This window comes from Pseudoduganella ginsengisoli (assembly GCF_009720865.1).
Lineage (GTDB): Bacteria > Pseudomonadota > Gammaproteobacteria > Burkholderiales > Burkholderiaceae_D > Rugamonas > Rugamonas ginsengisoli.
Map to the genome: position 1 here is coordinate 17,414 of NZ_WNLA01000024.1, position 17,350 is coordinate 34,763.

Here is a 17,350-nt window from a genome sequence, read left to right on the forward strand (position 1 = left end):
CGGCAGGTGCTACCGTTGGCGCGGCAGTTGGCGCAGTAGTCGGCGCTTGGGTAGGCGCCGCAGTCGGTGCTTCCGTTGGAGCTGGCGTAGCCGTAACCGTCGGCGCAGGCGTATCAGTTGGCGCGGCGGTTTCGGTGGGTGCTGCAGTTTCAGTGGGTGCTGCGGTTTCCGTTGGTGCTGCAGTTTCCGTTGGCGCAGCCGTATCAGTCGGCGCCGTAGTCGGTGCTTGCGTTGGCGCCTGGGTCGCGGTTGGATCTGGCGTGACAGTCGGCGCGGCCGTATCAGTTGGCGCTCCTGTATCCGCAGGAGCAGCAGTGGTTGCTGCCGGTGCCGGCGTCTCCGTCACCGCCGCCTCCGTTGGCGCAGGCGTTGCCGTTGGCGCTTGCGTCACGGCAGGCGCATCGGTCCCCGCATCGCTGGGGGCCGTTGCAGTATTCACATCCGTAACAGGATTCGACGCTGTATTCCCCTGCGGCGTCACGCCCGCAACAGGACTACCGCCGCCATCATTACCAACGCCGCCCGCCGGCGGCGTCAAATTCACATCCGCAGCGCCATTCGCGCCGCCTGCCGCCCCCGTATCTGCCGGAAGGTCGATTTGTGCCGCAGGCACCACCTGATCGACAAACGGCACGCCCGCCTGTCCACCCGTGCTGCCATTGTCGATTGCCGGAGGCACCCCGCCATTGCCATTATCACCAGCATTGACACCCAGCCCCTGGGCGGACGCAGTACCATCATCCTGCGCATTTCGGTCGCGCGTATCATTGCCGCGCACATCCGCCTGGACGTTTTCATTGCCAGTGTTATCCACCCGCTCAGGCGCCGAACCCAAATTATCGGTGCGGGTGGTATCGCCTAATCCTTCGCCACGGCTTAAGACAGTCAAGTCATCGAACAATGCCGCTTCGTGATTAACCGGCGCAGCGCTCTCTTGAGGTTGCTCCGGAGTTTGATTCTCGTCAGCCATGACAGTTTCCTAGCGATTTTTTGCGAATTTGGCGAATTTTGCCTATTTGCAGTGTAGCTTTCCGCTATTCAACTATCCAGACGGCCAGAGGTTATAGTGCCCTCTATAAAATTAACTTTTTATCAGGAAAAATAATTCCATACGGAAATTAACGCTCCCGGAACGACCGTGAGAACATTTCCAACAAGGGCTTGGACAGGTAAGCCAGCACGGTTTTCTCCCCCGTCAGGATTTCCGCTTCCACTCCCATACCTGGCTGCAACATATAGCGGTCCCTGTTGTGTCCAACATACGGTTGCGGCAAATCCACCCAGCCACGGAAGTAAGGCCGGCCGTCTTCACCGACGACGCTGGTTGCCGTAATGCGCTTTAGTTTCCCTTCAGCAAAACCAAACCGTGCATAGTCAAAGCTGCTGACACGCAAATTGACGGTCTGCCCCACTTTGACGTAACCGATATCCTTGGGCGCAATCCGCACCACGGCTTCCAGCGGCACCGCATCCGGCACGATTTGCATGATCAAGCCGCCGGGCTGCACCACCTGCCCCACTGTTTGCACTTTCATATCCTGCACGTAGCCGCGCACCGGCGCACGCACAACGAGCCGGTCCACCTTGGCCTGCAAACGGGCCAGCAATTCGGTCACTTCCGCCAGCTCGGCACTGACGTTGCCGATTTCAGCCAGCGCATCGCGGCGCAGCACATTGAGCGTATCGACGCGGCGGCTGCGGCTTTCCGCCAGCTCCTGCTCCGACACCTTGGCATCCCCCGACAGCCGCGCCACTTCGCCATCCGCGCTGACTTTGGCGCGGCGCGTTTCCAGCAGCACGGAACGGTTCACCAGCTTGCGGCTGGCCAGGTCTTCCCGCATGTTCGTCAGTTCGCCTGTCAATCCCTGGTGTTCCAGCGCCGTCGCCAGCGCCTTTTGCGTTTGCTGCAGGCGGTCGGTGCGCTGGCTGATCTGGTGGTCAATAATGGCCAGCGCCGAATCACGGCTGGATAACTGGGTCTGGTAAATCTGCTGCTGGTGGGCGACCAGTTCCGGATGGTCCGGCGCCAATTCCTCGAATTTCGGCTTGCGGTTTTCCACGAAAGCGCTCAGGCGCTCCAAGCGCAGCTTCAGCACCATCATGCGCGCCGCCGTCTGCCGCAAATCCGCCAGCGCTTGCGAACCATCGAGCCGCACCAGCACTTGTCCCTGCTGCACCAGCGCTTTTTCTTCCACCGCGATTTCCGCCACAGCGCCGCCATCGATGTGCTGCACCACCTTGACCTGGCCGGCCGGCGCCACCTCGCCCGGCGCCCGCGCCACTTCGGTAATCTGCGTCACGGCAGCCCACATGAAGAACAGCACCACCACGATGGTCACCATGACCAGCAGCGGCCGCACAAAAGCCGGCACCAGTTCTTCCTCCACCCGCGCGGCCTCTGACAGCAGGCGGCGCTTGCGGCTGCCCATGCCAGTCTGCCCCTCGGCCCCGAACAATACTCGTTGTGCAAATTTCTTCATGCTCATTACCCTGCCATATTGTTCTTGATGGCTTCATACGGCCCCATTGCCGCCACCGCGCCATCTTTCATATAGATCACCCGGTCCGCCATCCGCATATGCCCCGGCCGGTGCGACACCACCAGCAGCGTGGTGCGTCCCTTCAGCCACGTGATGCAACGGATCAGCGCCTGTTCACCTGCTTCGTCCATACCAGTACCCGGTTCATCGAGCAGCACCACGGAAGCAGGCTTCAGCATGGCGCGCGCCAGCAGCAGGCGCTGGCGGAAGCCATAAGGCAACTGCTCCAGGCGGCTGTTGGAAATACGCGTCTGGAACCCTTCCGGCATGGCCGCGATATCGGCCGACAAACCCGCCATATCAACAGCCCAGCGCACTTCTTCATCAGTGGCCACCGGGTGCACCAGCTTGAGGTTTTGTTCGATGGTGCCGTGGAAGATTTCACAGTTCTGCGGCATGTAGCTGATGCCGCTGCGCAGTTCCGCCGCAGCGATCTGGCGGATATCCACCTGGTCCAGGCGGATCGACCCGGCCTGCGGCGAATACACGCGCACTATCAGTTTCAGCAGCGTGGACTTGCCGGAACCATTGGGCCCCGCAATCACCACCATCTGCCCCGGCTCGACAGAGAAGTTCAAGCCCAGCAACGCCGGATCCGCATCGTTCGCGTACCGGAACGACACGCGCGAAAACGCCAGCTCGCCCGCCACGGCTGGCCGCACCACAGGCTTGATGCCGCTTTCGCGCTCCGTTGGCAGCCGCATCAGGTTTTCAATCTGGCGGATATTGGTGCGGGTGCGCACCAGCGAACTGACGGCCAGGAACACGTTCTGGATCGGGCCCGTGAGGCGCCACACGATCATCATCGTGGCCACCATGGCGCCGCCCGTCAGGTTTCCGGAGATAGCCAGGTATGCCGAGGCCGCCATTGAAAACAGCCCTGTGCACATGCCGAGGATTTGCGCGGCGCCAGACATCCGGATCCGCAATTGCTGGTCCTGGAACGATGCCAGTACGGCCTTGCCGCTGACTTCCTGGAACCGCTTCAGCCACGTTTGTGCCACGCCCGCGCTGCGGATCAAGCGCATGTTGGACAGCACTTCGTTGATGAATTCACTGCGGGCGCCGCCCAGCTGCGACGCGCGCGCCATCGAATTCTGGTTCCACTGGCGCGTGCCGAACCACAGCGCCGCATACAGCGCCACCGCCGTCAGCACCACCAGCAATACCCACGCGTTGACAAAGGCCAGCGCCAGCAGCATGACCAGGCTGGCAGGCAATTCAAACGCAATCAGCACCATCGGGCCGAGGAAGAAATCGCGCAGGCTTTCCAGGTTCTTGATACGTTCCAGCTGGCGCGCACTGGTGGCGCCATCGGTCGCCGTGGCAGGCAGGCAGATCACCCGTTCAAAGACCCCCGTACCCAGCACATATTCGGTGCGGCCGCCCACATAAGCGAGGATGCGGTTCTTCAAGCCCCGCAACAGCCAGTCCAGCCCCACGACCAGCAAGACACCCAGCGCAAGGAACATCCCCAGCCGGATATCGCCGCTGGGGATCACCGTATCGAACACCGCCTTGACGAACAAAGGCGGCATCAGCGCCAGGCCGGTCGACAGCACCGTCAAGCCCAGGATCATGCCCAGATGCTTGCGCAGGCGCCACACCAGCGCACCAAACCATGTACCGGTATTCGTATTGCGCGCCGACCTCAGACCTATGCGCTCATCGGGCTGGAACAGATATGCTTCGCCCAGCTGGCCCAGCACACTCTCTTCCAGTGCAGCTTCCCTGCCGCTGCCGCCATCGAATACGCGCAGCGCGCCGTCCGCGCGGCGGCCCAGCACCACCATGGCCGGGCCATCGTGCGGCAGGAACAGGCAAGGCAGCAAGCGTTCATCCAGCGTTGCCAGCGATGTATTGAAATGGCGCGGGAAAAAACCCAGATTGGCCAGCACGCTGCATAAGCCGGATAAATCCAGCTCTTGCGCCAGGTGCGGCATGGCGTCGACCAGGTGCTGCGGCTGTCCCTGCCATTCCAGCGCTTCCAGCAATGGCGCCAGGCAGCGCGCCAGGTCGGTCGGGTTCGGATAATAGCGGGCAGCCATTTCATAGGCGTCGCTGATGCCTTGCGGACGCTCAGGCGCAACTGGCTGCGGCGCTTCCTGCTCGGCAGGCTTGTCTTTTTCGCGCAATGCGCCTTCACGCAAATGGCCGTCCGTCAGCGCATATACCTGGTCGGCCAGCGACAGCATCGATGGGCGGTGCGTAACCATGACGATGGTGCACTTGCCTTTGGCGCGGGCCAGGTAATCGCGCAAGCGCTTGTCGCCTTCCATGTCCAGCGCAATATTGGCTTCGTCAAACAGGATCACGCTGGGTCCATGCACCAGCGCACGGGCAATGGCAATCATCTGGCGCACGCCTTCCGGGAGGATTTCGCCGCCGCCCTCGCCCAGCGGCGTCTCATAGCCCGCCTTCATGCCGGCCACCATGCGGTCCAGCCCCATTTCCCGCGCCACGGCCAGCGCCGCGTGGTTCAGGCGGTGGTCAAACATGGTCAGGTTTTCCAGGATGGTGCCCGCCATGATCTTGCCCGCTTGCGGCAGGAAGGCAATGTGCTGGTGAATGGAATCCGGCGCACAGCCGCTGACCGGTACGCCGTCCAGCAGCACCTGGCCCTGGTCGGGACGCTCTAAACCGTTAATCAGCGACAGCAGGCTGGTTTTGCCGCTGCCGCTGTCGCCCTGGATGGCGACGCACCGGCCGGCAGGTATCGTCAGCGACAAATGCGCAAATAACGGGTGCTGCGCGCCGTGGTTCAGCGAAATATCGTGCAGCTCGATGCTTTCGCGGACCGGCTGCAGCGGCGGCAATCCGGCGCTCTCTTCGGCCGGCATGGCCATGATGTCGTGCAGGCGCTGCTGGGCCGACACGAACGACTGGTAGCGCAGCCACACGGTCAGGCTGCGGCGCAGCGGCTGCAGCGCCCGCACCGACAGCATCATGACGGCCGCCAGGCTGCCCGGCGTCATCTGGCCCAGGATCACGGCCGTGGAACCGGCTGAAATCACAGCCACTACCATCACCTGCGAAAACAGCACGCCCAAATCGTTGGCGCGGGCGCTGCTGTCCGTCAGCTGTTCGCCGATGCGGGCATTCGCTTCCTGCAAACGCTCATAGCGGCGCAGCATCAGCAATTCCATCGCCTGTGTTTTCACCGTATGGATATTCGACAGCACTTCGGCCAGGAAGCTGCTGCGGCGGTCATCCAATACCTGCCGCTGTTCGATCTGGTCGCTCAAGCGCTTGCCGAAGCGCAGGCTCAGTGCGACGAACGCCGTCAACAGTGCAATCGGCACCAGGCCCACCCAGCCGCCGATGGCAATAATGATGGCCATGAACAGCACAACGAACGGCAAGTCGAAGACCACCAGCAAAGCCTGGCCGGAATAAAACTCGGCGACCTTGGCGCTGGCCAGAATGCGTTCCGCGTACGTGCCCGCTTCTTCGCCCCGGTAGCGCCGCATCGGCACGCGCAACAGGCGGCCCAGCGCCGCCATGCCGGACTGGTGTTCATAGCGGATGCCCAGCCAGCCCGTGACGACGGAACTGATGGCGCGCAGTACTTCTTCCAGCACCAGCGCCACCACAATGCCGCCCACCAGGAAGGCCAGCGTTTCCAGCGACTGGTTGCCGACCACGCGGTCCATGATTTGCAAAATCGCCAGCGGCAGCGCCAGCGCCAGCAAATTCGATAACAGCGCCGACACCGCCAGCCCCGGCGTCACGCGCCGCAAGTCCGGCGAATTCAGCACCTGTCCCAGCGGATTATCACGCAGGAACCTGTGCAGCAATGAAGAGTTATTTATGTCACTCACGAGACTATTCCAGGGATAAATAATCAATGATCTTGCGCAGCAGCGGGTGGCCGAAATCCAGCCGCCCTTCGCCATCTTCGCGCAGCACACCGGACGCCACGGCCCGCCGCACGGCATCCGCCACGGCGTCCTGCGGTTCGCCCAGCATGGCGGCCACCTCGGCAGAAGTCGGCGGCAGGCTGCGGCGCGCTGCCACGCGCAACAGCTTGCGGTCCAGCCGCAGGCTGTCGAGCCGCGCAATCACGGTGACCAGCAGCGGCAGCGCCACGCCCACTTCGTGGCAATGGCGCGCCAGTTCGACGGCAAACAGCGGCACGCCCGCCGCATCAGCCACGATTTGCTGTACCTGCACGGCCGGCATGCCCTGCGCTCCCGGCACCTGCAGCACCAGCGATTCGATTTCCTTGCCGCTCAACCGGCTCAGCGCCAGCCGGGCCACGGGCAATGCATCGGCGCCTTCCGCATGCGCAGCCAGCAGCGCCGCGGTTTCCGGCACATGGCGTCCGGACAGCACGACCAGCGCACCAGCCTGCGCTGCCGCGCGGCCCCGCTGGAGCACGGCCAGCCGTTGCTGCGGCGTCAGAAAATGGAAATCATCAACAATAACCGCCAGCGGCGCCCCCGGCATGGCGCGCGAGCCATCGAACATGGCAATGATATGGGCGGCGGTATCGCGCTGCCCGGCATCTTGCTGCACGCTGTACACGACGCCATGGCCTTGCGCCTGGCGGCATTGCGCCAGCAGCGCCTTGCACAGCCGCGATTTGCCCATGCCGGTCTCGCCTTCCAGCAGCAGCACGCCGCCACGCCCATCGGCCGCATCGCGCAGGCAGCGTTCCAGCGTCTTTTGTTCCGTGACGCGGCCCACCAGCGGATAGGCCACGCGCTCGCCCTGCCAGTCCATGCCGGCCAGCGCGGCGAACGCCACCGCGCCAGGCGCCTGGCCTGCGCCAAACAGGGCATCGCAGCGGATGCCTTGCGCCTGCATGACGTCCCATACAGGGCGGCCCAGCATCAATTGTCCGGCCTGCGCCTGCTCCTGCAATTCGCGCGCGCCTGCAATGGCCGTGCTGACAATGGCTTCACCGGACCAGCCGCCGTTGCGCAGCATGCTGGCCACGACAATGCCGACCGTCAGCCCGCCGCGCATGGCGCCTGCCAGCGCCGGTGCGCCGGCATCAAATGCGGCAAAGACGCGCTGCGCGCAAGCGATCGCGCGCAGCAAATCCCGTTCACCTACCTGGTGCAAGCCGAAAATCAAATCGCCGGCATTGCCGCGCCGCGCGACAAACACGGCATCCAGGTCGCAAGCCAGCGCCGCCAGGCTGTCGTGCAGGCGGCGCACGGCGGCATCGTCCGCATCGGCCGGCAAGCCCAGGCTCAGTACCACGCACGGACGGCGTTCCAGCATACCGGCGGCAGGGACCGGCGTGGGCACAGGCTGCGCCGCCGGCAGGTCGCCATGGACTTGTGCTTCCGCGTGGCGCTGTTCCGCCAATTCCATGCCGCGCGACACCGCCATCGTGCGGTTGCGCACATTGAGACGCTTGAACAAGGTCACCACGTGCTGCTTGACGGTGCCGACGCCGATGCCCAATTCGCGGGCGATTTCCTTGTTGACTTTACCGGCCCGCAGCAATTCCATGATTTGCTGCTGGCGCGGCGTCAGCTCCACATGGGCTGGCGCGGCGCCGGGATCACGCGGTTCGTGCGTGGCATCACTCATGGCAGCCGCGCCATACCGGCAGCGCGGCCGAACAGCGCCGGCTGGTGTGTCACAGGAGAAGGCGTGGCCGCAGGCGCAGGCGCCAGCACACCTTTCGGCGCCGTGCCGGGTGCAACGGCGCGGCAAGCGATATTTTGCTCGCGCAGGCGGGCGCACGCGATTTCCGCATCGGCCCCAGTGGCAAAGTGCGCGAGGAAAACCCGCAAACCCGCGCCATCCCGCTCAGGCTTGCGCGCCGCCACGGTGCGCTGCGCCATCAAGTCGGGGAAACGCAACTGCAAATCGCGCCACGCTGCAGCGACGGCCGTACTGTCGGTGGCGCCGGCCAGTTCCAGCTGCCAGCCGCTGCCGGCTTGCGCAGCGGGTGCAGCGTCATTGGCTTGCGCAGGCCCCAGCGCAACGTCAGTCACGACGCGGCCCGTGTCGTCCGGCGCCGCCGGGCGCTTGCCCTTGCCGGGCAACGGATCGCCGCCAGCCGTGCCGCCGCCCAGTGCGGTAAACAAGTTGATCAGCGCTCGGTAGCGCTGCAAGTCGATATTGTGCTGCTCATCGAGCATGCGGTGATACGTGCGCTCCGTATCGAGCAGCAGCAAATGGTCGATACCGCCCGCCTGGTACGATTCGCGGCTGTAATCCCATGCCCGCTTGGCTGCCTGCGCCGCTTCGCGCTGCGCATTGAGGCGCGCGCGGCCCAGCCGGATGCCGTTCAATGCGTCATCGACTTCGCGCACGGCGCCATAAATCACGCGCGCATACGTTTCCACCATTTCCTGGTGCACGGACGTGGCCACGTCCACGTCGCGGTTGCGGCGGCCATGGTCAAAAATCGTGGCGGACAAATTGCCGACGACATTCCAGAACAGCGTCTCGGGACGGAACAGGCGCGACATGAACTCACTGCCATACCCGGCCTGCGCGGATAAATCCAGCGGCGGCAGCAAGCGGGTGCGCGCGATATCGATATCCGCATCGGCCGCCAGCAGGCGGGCTTCCATCACGCGCACATCGGGGCGGCGCAACAGCAGCGCGGACGGTACGCCCGGCAGCACGGCCGGGAAAGACAATGCCGCCACACCCTGCCCTTTCAATTGCAGCGAGCCTGGCGCGACGCCCAGCAGCACGGCCAGATTGTTCAGCGCTTCATCGCGCTGCTGTTCCAGCGCGGGTATCGTGGCTTTGACGGAATAGACGGCGGCACGCTGCTGTTCCATGTCGATCAGCGTGGCGTCGCCCTTGTCGAGCCGCGCTTCCACAGCCGCCAGCATGCCGGATACGGCGACGTCCGTTTCAATCGCCACACGCAGCCGGTCATTGAACGACAGGTAGTCGAGATAGCCGGCCACCACATTGGCCACCACGTTGCGCTGCACGTCATCGCGCTGGAACATGGCGCGGCGTTCCTGCAATTCCGTGGATTCGTAAATGGATTGCCGCTCGCCCCAGATATCGAGCCGGAAGTCAGTCCGCACGCCCACCTGATTCACGCTACGGGCCGGCGTGCGCGAACTGGTCACACCACCGCCAATCTCGCCCTCTGCCGCCTCGCGCCGCCGCTGCACGGAGCCCGTCACCACCGGCAGCTGGTCCGACACCGCTTGCGACGTGCGCGCACGGGCTTGCTGAACGCGCAGCGCGGCAATTTTCAGCTCGGCATTGCCTTCCAGCGCTTGCTTGACCAGGCTGTCCAGCTCAGCGCTGCCCAGCAGGCGCCACCACTCTGGCAATACCTGGTCCAGCCGGGCGCTCGCCGCGGCCGGTGCGGCCCCTCCAGCCGTGGCTGCGGTTTGGGCCGCAGCAGCGCCGGACGACGCTTTCTGGAACGTGGCAGGGACAGGGACTACAGGAACATCGTACTGGGAACGCTTAGCCGCGCAGCCAGCCAGAAACACACCGACCAATGCGGCGGCCATTCCGCGGCCCAGGTTGTAACAATGCAATGCAGTGGGCAGTCGCCTGACACTGCGCCGTTGGGGAGTTCGTGACATGGAAACCAGAGTTGGCTATGAACTCGCACAGTAGCATAGTCATAGACACGCCTCAATAAATGTTGAGTAAGGCACAACGTTTATTGTCCAATACAGTGGTATATATTTCGCTTACGCCACGCACGCCAACGCAAAGCTGTCTTTTTTACACTTTCTGTACAATGATCTGGTATACGTTTTTTCCCGAATACCATGACTGAAGACGCCAGCAAGCCATTTATTCTCGTCGTCGAGGATGATGAACACATCAGCCAGATTTTGAAATTCATGCTGGAACGGCAAGGCTACCGGGTGCAACTGGCTGCCGATGGCATGGCTGCGCGCGACGCCGTGGAGCAGGCGGCCGAATTGCCGGCCCTGGTACTGCTCGATGTCATGCTGCCTTACCTCGATGGTTTTGAAGTCATCGGTATCATCCGCGCCCTGCCAGCGTGGAAGCAGGTGCCGGTCGTGATGCTGACCGCCAAGACCACAGAACGCGATATCGTGCGCGCGCTCGATGCGGGCGCCAACGATTACGTCGTCAAGCCATTCCAGCCTGCTGAATTGCTGGCCCGCGTACGCCGCTACCTGCGCCAGCCCTGACATGGCGCTGCTGCTGCCTGCCCAGCTCTTTGGCCGGCTTGCCGATCCCATTTTGCTGGCTGCCGCGTGGACCGGCACCGGCGCGCTGGCCCTGACGCTGGTCATCGGCCTATACATCATCGTGCTGCGCGACGACTTGCGGCGGCGGCGGCGTCAGGAACAGCGCGTGATTGCTGTGTGGCGGCCATTGCTGAACGCGGCGCTGGCCGGCGAACCGCCAGCCTCACTGCCCGCACTGGCCGCAGCCGACCGCCTGACCTTTTTAAAACTGTGGGTGCGGCTGCACCAGTCCGTGCGGGGCGATGCCAGCTCGGGGCTGAACCAGGTGGGCGCCGCACTCCATTGCGGCGCCATCGCCCGCAGCCTGCTGAACTCCGGCCAGCGCGCCCGCAAGCTGCTGGGCATCCTGGCGCTGGGCCATTTGCGCGACCGCAGCGCGTGGGACAGCCTGGCGCGGGAAGCTGCAGGTGAAGACGCGGCCACGTCCGTCCATGCATTGTGGGCGCTGGTGCAAATCGATCCGGCCGCAGCGGCCCGCGAAATGGCGCCGCTGCTGTTGCGGCGCGATGACTGGGCGTTGTCGCAAGTGGCGAAAATCCTGCACGACGCCCACGCGCACTGGACACCGGTGCTGGTGGCCGCCATTCCGCAGTTGCCGCAGGAGCGCCTGCCATCCGCATTGCGCCTGCTGGAAGGCTTGCGCGCCACGCTGCCCGCTCAAGTGCTGCAAGGCTTGCTGCGTGGCGGTTCGGTCGATGTACTGATTGCCGTGCTGCGTATGGCTGCCGTACCGGATATGCTGGACCTGGTCCGCAGCCATATCAGCCACGAAGACTGGCGCGTGCGGCTGCAGGCGGCGCGTGCGCTGGGCCATATCGGCGACGCATCCGATGTACCGCGCTTGCAGGGCATGCTGTGCGATTCGCAATGGTGGGTGCGCTACCGCGCCGCGCAGGCGCTGGCATCGCTGCCTTTCCTGACCCAGGCCGATATCCAGGCCGTGTGCGAAGGCGCCGACCGCTTTGGCGCCGACATGATGCGCCAGGTGCTGGCGGAAGCCCAACTGGCCACCTGAACGGAGAATTGCATGCTGCACCTGGCGATCGACTTTTTCACGCACTTCGTCATCATTTACTTCATCCTCCTGAACGGCGGCTACCTGATGCTGAACCTGCTGTCAGTGGTGGCGCTGTACCGCCGCAGCCAGGAAGATATCCTTGACGATTTGCCGCAAGTGTATTCGTCGCTGGAGCCCCCTATCAGCCTGCTGGTGCCGGCGTATAACGAAGAAGCCACGATTGCCGCATCCGTACGCTCGATGCTGCAACTGTCATATGCGGAACTGGAAATCATCGTCATCAACGATGGTTCCAAAGACGATACGCTGGCCGTGCTGCAAAAGGAATTTGCGCTGGAACCCTTCCCGGAAGCGTACCGCGTACAGCTGGAAACCAAGCCGGTGCGGGCGATTTACCGCTCCACCCGCTACCCCAATTTGCGCGTCATCGACAAGGTTAATGGCGGCAAGGCCGATTCGCTGAACGCGGGCATCAATGCGTCGCGCTATCCGCTGTTTTGCGGTGTCGATGCGGACTCCATCTTGCAGCGCGACGCCTTGCACCGGCTGGTGCGCCCTTTCCTCAATGACGCCACCGTCGTGGCTTCCGGCGGCACCGTGCGCGTGGCCAACGGCTGCGAAGTCAAAGGCGGCTTTTTAACGCGCATCGGTTTGCCCCGCAATATCTGGGCATTGTTCCAGGTGGTCGAATACTTGCGCGCCTTCCTGTTCGGGCGGCTGGGCTGGTCCACTGTCAACGGCATGCTGATTATTTCCGGCGCCTTCGGCTTGTTCCGCAAGGATGCGGTCGTACTGGCAGGCGGCTACCGTCCGAAAACCATCGGAGAAGACATGGAGCTGGTGGTGCGCATGCACCGGCAATTGCGCGACCGAGGCGTCCCATACCGTGTGCAATTCGTGCCCGACCCCGTGTGCTGGACGGAAGCGCCGGAAGACCATGCAACGCTGCGCAACCAGCGCATCCGCTGGCAACGGGGTTTGTCAGAAAGCCTCGCAGCCAACTGGGGCTTGATGTTCAACCGTAACGGCGGCGTACCGGGCTGGCTGGCCTTTCCATTCATGATGCTGTTCGAGTGGCTGGGACCGCTGGTGGAACTGGGCGGCTACGTGTTCATGGCTGTCGCATTCTGGTTTGGCTGGATTTCATGGCAGGCATTTGCCATTTTCCTGTTTGTCGCAATCGGACTGGGCGTGCTGCTGTCCGCATCGGGCCTGATGCTGGAAGAAATGTCGTTCCATATCTATCCCCGCATGCGCCAGCTGGGCATATTGGCGCTGGTGGTGATCGCGGAAAACTTCGGCTACCGCCAGTTGAACAGCTGGTGGCGGCTGGTGGGGCTGTGGCGCTGGGCCACGCAGCGCGAATCCACGTGGGGCGCCATGACGCGCAAGGGTAACTGGCAAAGCAAGGCGTGACATGGGGAATGCGCGTGGGCTGCCCTTTGCAGCAGTTATCGGGTCTGCCGCACTGTTGGCGGCGCCTTCCCTAATGGCTGCGCCGCAAGCATGGCTGCAGGTTTGCCCGGCCGATACGCCAATGACGCCCAATGCGCCGCACGACACTGCGCCATGGTTCCCGCTGTCGCTGCCGGACAGCCCTGCATTACATCTGCGCGCAGGTCCGCAACTGCCCAATTGCCGGGGCGTCGCCCTGCCCGTCCCGCCGGAACAGATCGCCGCCGTGCGCACCGCCACTCCGTCCGACCGCGTCGCCGACGCGCGCACCGTCTTGATTTACCGCCCTGAACCGGCGACACCGGCTTTCGGCTCCGTGGAAACCATCTTGCCACCCGCCGTGCCTGACGCAGCAGCCGCGCGCACTGCCGCGCCCCTGCGCAGCAATTTCGCCGGGCAATTGCAATGGCGGTCCTACGGCGTGGAAGAACGGGTGCAGGCGCACATTGCAGACGGCCGCCTTGCCGTGCAATGCCGCGGCGGCGCCAAGCCGGCCGGGGTGCTGCTGTCCGCACCATGGACCATGCCGCAAGCGGCACTGGCGCTGGCCGTGCAATACCGGGCTGACGGCGCATTTGCCCTGTCGCTGGCCGATGATGCGGCATCCCACGATGAGCGGTCGATGCCCCTGGGCCAACTGGGGCCGGCAGCCGGCGCAGCGCTGCTGCCTTTGCCGGCTTCCGGCTGGGACCCTGCGCACTGGCGGCACTTTGTATTGGCCTGCCCGGACAGCGCCGCCACCCTCGCCATCGACAGCCTGCAATTGCAACTGCGGCCGTCCGCCGCCCTCGCGCCGGCCCGCGCCACGTGGATCTGGCGTTCGAAAGAATGGCTCAGCGATCCCGCCAAAGTGCTGGCCAAGGCACGCCGCCACGGCATGCGCACGCTGTTCATCACCGTACCCACGCAAGGCGCCACGGTACCGCAATCCGGACGGCTGGCGGCTTTTGCCAAAAAAGCCGCCGCCGCCGGCATCGCGCTGTGGGCAGTCGAAGGCGACCCGCACATGGCGCTGCCGGATCACCACGCCGCCACCACCGGCCGGCTCCGCGCATTCGCCGCCTATAACCGCAAGGTGGAACCCGCCGCCCGCCTGCACGGCGTGCAATTCGACATCGAGCCTTACCTGATCGACGGTTATGGCACGGCCAGCGCCCGCTTCGACCACGGCTATGCGCAATTGCTGGCGCAACTGCGGGCCGCAGCGCAAGGCATGCCGCTGGATTTTGTCGTGCCATTCTGGTGGCGCAGCAAGGACACGCTGCTCGATGCGCTGGCGCATGCCGCGTCCATCGTGACCGTGATGGATTACCGCACGGATGAAGAACAGATCCGCAGCTTTGCCGAGCCGTTCCTCGACTGGGGCGTGCGCCACCGCGTGGACGTGCGCATTGCCCTGGAATCGGGCGCCATCGGACCGGAACGGCAGCACCGCTACGTGCGCGCCGGCGGCGAACCAGCGGAGCTGTGGGCGATTCCATTGATGCCGCAGGATTCCGGACTGGCGGCGCCGCTCGATGTGCTGGTTTTGCTCAAGCAGCCGCAAACAGGCTTGCCGGGCATGGCGTTCCGCTACAGCGGCAACCGTTTGCTCGATGGTTCCGCCACCACCTTCCAGCGCCAGCCGGAACGCTTGCGGGCGCTGCTGCCGCGGCTGGAACAGGATTTTTCAGCGTGGCCGTCATTTGCGGGCATGGCCGTGCATGAACCGTGGGACGCCGTTACAGCTCCGGTACCGGATCCTGTGCAAGATCCGGCGCAGCGGCAGCCGACCCTACCGCCTTCAAGCGCACGCTGAATTGCGTGCCATGCCCGGCCTGCGTCGTAAAGCTGATATCGCCGCCATGGCGCTCAACGATGGCTTTACAGATCGATAAGCCCAGGCCCGTGCCGCCCTTTTGACGCGTATCGGTGGAATCAGCCTGCGCGAATTTCTCGAAGATGCGGGCGTGGAATGCTTCCGGTATGCCCGGCCCCTGGTCCGCCACGCGTATCACGGACCAGTCGCCATCCGCTTCATGGCAGCGTTCCACCCACACCGTGACCTGGCCGCCCGGCGGCGAAAACTTGACGGCATTCGACAACAGGTTGACCAGCACCTGGATAATGCGGTCGTGGTCAGCCAGCGCCCACGCCAAGCCGGCATCGGCGCCATGTTCCAGCACCAGCGTCACGTGCGCCTGCGCGGCGCTGCCCTGCACGCCGTCAATGGCTTCCTGCACCAGCGGCAGCAAGGCGCGCGGCGCAAAGTCGAAGTCCATCTTGCCCGACTCCATTTTCTCGATGTCGAGTACGTCGTTGACCAGCCGCACCATCCGCTCACAGCTGGCATAGGCGATGTCGATCAGCTGGCGCGTATCGTCCGGCAAATCGCCGGCCATGCCGGAAGCCAGCATCGACAGCGACGCGCGGATCGACGTCATGGGCGTGCGCAATTCATGGGACACCGTGGAAATGAATTCATTTTTCATTTGCTCGACTTTCTTGCGTTCGGAAATGTCGCGCAAGAAAACGCTGAAGAAGTATTGGTCTTGCGAGCCGGCCAGGCCGATCGTCACTTCGACCGGCACTTCGTCGCCGGCACGGTTCACGACGATGCGCTCCAGGCGGCGGTTCAGCAGATCGGCGTCGCCCCGCTCATGGAAGCTGCGCATGGCTTTCGCATATTGTTCGCGGAAACGCGCCGGTATCAGCAGCGTGTCCACCGGCTGGCCCACGGCTTCGTCCCGCTTCCAGCCGAACAAGTGTTCTGCCGCGCGATTCCAGTCCGTAATGCGGCCCTGCAAATCCAGCCCGATGAATGCATCTTGCGCACTGTCGATGATGGTTTGCACGCGCCGCTCTTCGGCCCGCACCCTGGCCAGCGCCCGCAGCAATTCCTGCGTGCGTTCGCCCACCCGCTGCTCCAGCGAGCGGTTCAACTCATTCAATTCCTCGGTCTTGCCCAGCAAGTTGCCCACCAGGGCATTCAGGGCGCCTGCCAGCTGCGTCACTTCCGCATAGCCGCGCCGTCCCGCCTCTACCACCAGCGCTTCGCCGCGCTGGACCCGCCCGGCCGATGCCGCCAGTTCGCCCATTGGACGGGCCAGCAGCCGCGCCAGCAGCAGGCCCGCGACGGAAAACAGCGCCGCCAGCGCGGCGCCGGTCCACAGCACGCGGCGCTGGATCGCATGCACCGGGACGTAGGCGTCTTCCAGGCTTTCCCTTACGACGATGCTCCAGCCCAGGCCGGGATAAGCGTTATAGCCCCGCGTCTTGCTGTAGCCGACCAGGTAATGCTTACCATCAGGCCAGCGCTCTTCCATGTGGCCGGTGCGCCCCGCCTGCGCCGCCGTCACGCTGGCCAGCGCCAGCTTGCTTCCTTGCAGTCCGGCTGGGCCCAGCAATACCGTGCCATCCATGCCGACGATCAGCGCTTCCTTGTTGCGCTGCCCAGGCGCCGCCCCGCTGGCGGTCTGCGAAAACTGCATCACGGATTGCTGCACTTCCTTCGCCCATTGCCACGACAAGTGCGCGCCCACCACGCCGGCTGGTTTGCCGTCCGCGTCCACAAAAGGAAACGCGATATCGACAAAGCGCTTCGGTTCATTGCCGGCGCTGGGCAGCAGCTTGGCCAGCAACACGGCTTCATGCACGTCGCCCACGTAAATGCCCGCCAGCGCATTGCGGAACCAGGGCCGCTGCGAGACGTCGGCCCCTTCCAGCATGCCTTGCGTGGACAGCAGCACTTTGCCATCGAGCCCGGCCAAACCTATCCACGCATACCAATGGTAGGTGGCTTGCCGGTCATTGAGGATGGCGCGCCGCTTGTCGAGCGGCCCGTGTTCCGTAATCAGCACCTGGTTGCGCGACATCAGCTGCACTTCGCGGTAGCGTTCCGCCATGCCCCGGTCCAGCTTATCAGCGGTCTGCAGCGCCAGTTCCGTCAAGCCCTGGCTAATGCCTGCCTTCAGTTCGTCCCCGGCCGCCGCGCCGATGGCTTCGGCCAGCGCCACCGTCAACACCACCGTCAGCCCGGAAAAAGCCAGGGTCAGGTAAGTCGCTATGCTGCGTTCGGGAAGGCGCACGGTAACGGTTCGTTCGCGTTATTGGACCCGCTGCACGCGGGGCGAACGGTTGGCGCCGTCGATATCGAGGCATACGGGGCCGGTGGCAGCCAG

10 protein-coding genes are annotated in these 17,350 nt (G+C 64.2%); 5 read left to right on the forward strand and 5 right to left on the reverse strand.

The window, feature by feature from the left end:
- Window positions 1–382 precede the first annotated feature (382 nt).
- A complete protein-coding gene (locus tag GM668_RS25290) occupies window positions 383–862 on the forward strand; it encodes a hypothetical protein (RefSeq protein WP_155441753.1) in 480 nt (159 codons plus the stop codon).
- A 256-nt stretch (window positions 863–1,118) separates the two neighbouring features.
- On the opposite strand, the gene GM668_RS25295 is transcribed toward GM668_RS25290, so the two are convergent.
- The 4 genes from GM668_RS25295 to GM668_RS25310 are packed head-to-tail and all read right to left on the reverse strand — an operon-like array spanning window position 1,119 to window position 9,997.
- Window positions 1,119–2,480: an HlyD family type I secretion periplasmic adaptor subunit gene (locus tag GM668_RS25295; protein ID WP_170305825.1), complete on the reverse strand. Its 1,362-nt coding sequence runs from the start codon at window positions 2,478–2,480 to the stop codon at window positions 1,119–1,121.
- Window positions 2,481–2,485: 5 nt separating this feature from the next.
- Window positions 2,486–6,361, reverse strand: a complete 3,876-nt coding sequence (locus tag GM668_RS25300; RefSeq protein ID WP_170305826.1) for a peptidase domain-containing ABC transporter — start codon at window positions 6,359–6,361, stop codon at window positions 2,486–2,488.
- Between the two features lie 4 nt (window positions 6,362–6,365).
- Window positions 6,366–8,087 (reverse strand): helix-turn-helix transcriptional regulator, encoded by a 1,722-nt coding sequence (locus tag GM668_RS25305; protein WP_155441756.1) that lies wholly within the window; start codon window positions 8,085–8,087, stop codon window positions 6,366–6,368.
- Window positions 8,084–9,997 (reverse strand): efflux transporter outer membrane subunit, encoded by a 1,914-nt coding sequence (locus GM668_RS25310; RefSeq protein ID WP_170305827.1) that lies wholly within the window; start codon window positions 9,995–9,997, stop codon window positions 8,084–8,086. Before GM668_RS25310 ends, GM668_RS25305 begins: the two co-directional genes overlap by 4 nt.
- A gap of 267 nt (window positions 9,998–10,264) precedes the next feature.
- Here GM668_RS25310 and GM668_RS25315 point away from each other — a divergent pair, with 267 nt between their 5' ends.
- The 4 genes from GM668_RS25315 to GM668_RS25330 all read left to right on the forward strand — a co-directional run bounded on the left by GM668_RS25315 (window position 10,265) and on the right by GM668_RS25330 (window position 14,988).
- A complete protein-coding gene (locus GM668_RS25315; protein WP_155441758.1) occupies window positions 10,265–10,657 on the forward strand; it encodes a response regulator transcription factor in 393 nt (130 codons plus the stop codon).
- A 1-nt stretch (window position 10,658) separates the two neighbouring features.
- A complete protein-coding gene (locus tag GM668_RS25320) occupies window positions 10,659–11,732 on the forward strand; it encodes a HEAT repeat domain-containing protein (RefSeq protein WP_155441759.1) in 1,074 nt (357 codons plus the stop codon).
- A 12-nt stretch (window positions 11,733–11,744) separates the two neighbouring features.
- Window positions 11,745–13,151, forward strand: a complete 1,407-nt coding sequence (locus GM668_RS25325) for a glycosyltransferase family 2 protein (RefSeq protein ID WP_155441760.1) — start codon at window positions 11,745–11,747, stop codon at window positions 13,149–13,151.
- Between the two features lie 73 nt (window positions 13,152–13,224).
- Window positions 13,225–14,988 carry a hypothetical protein gene (locus tag GM668_RS25330; RefSeq protein ID WP_155441761.1) on the forward strand — a complete coding sequence of 588 codons (1,764 nt, stop codon included), beginning with the start codon at window positions 13,225–13,227 and terminating at the stop codon, window positions 14,986–14,988.
- On the opposite strand, the gene GM668_RS25335 is transcribed toward GM668_RS25330, so the two are convergent.
- Window positions 14,912–17,257 (reverse strand): sensor histidine kinase, encoded by a 2,346-nt coding sequence (locus GM668_RS25335; protein WP_170305828.1) that lies wholly within the window; start codon window positions 17,255–17,257, stop codon window positions 14,912–14,914. The two genes, GM668_RS25330 and GM668_RS25335, sit on opposite strands and share 77 nt — an antisense overlap.
- Window positions 17,258–17,350: the final 93 nt, after the last annotated feature.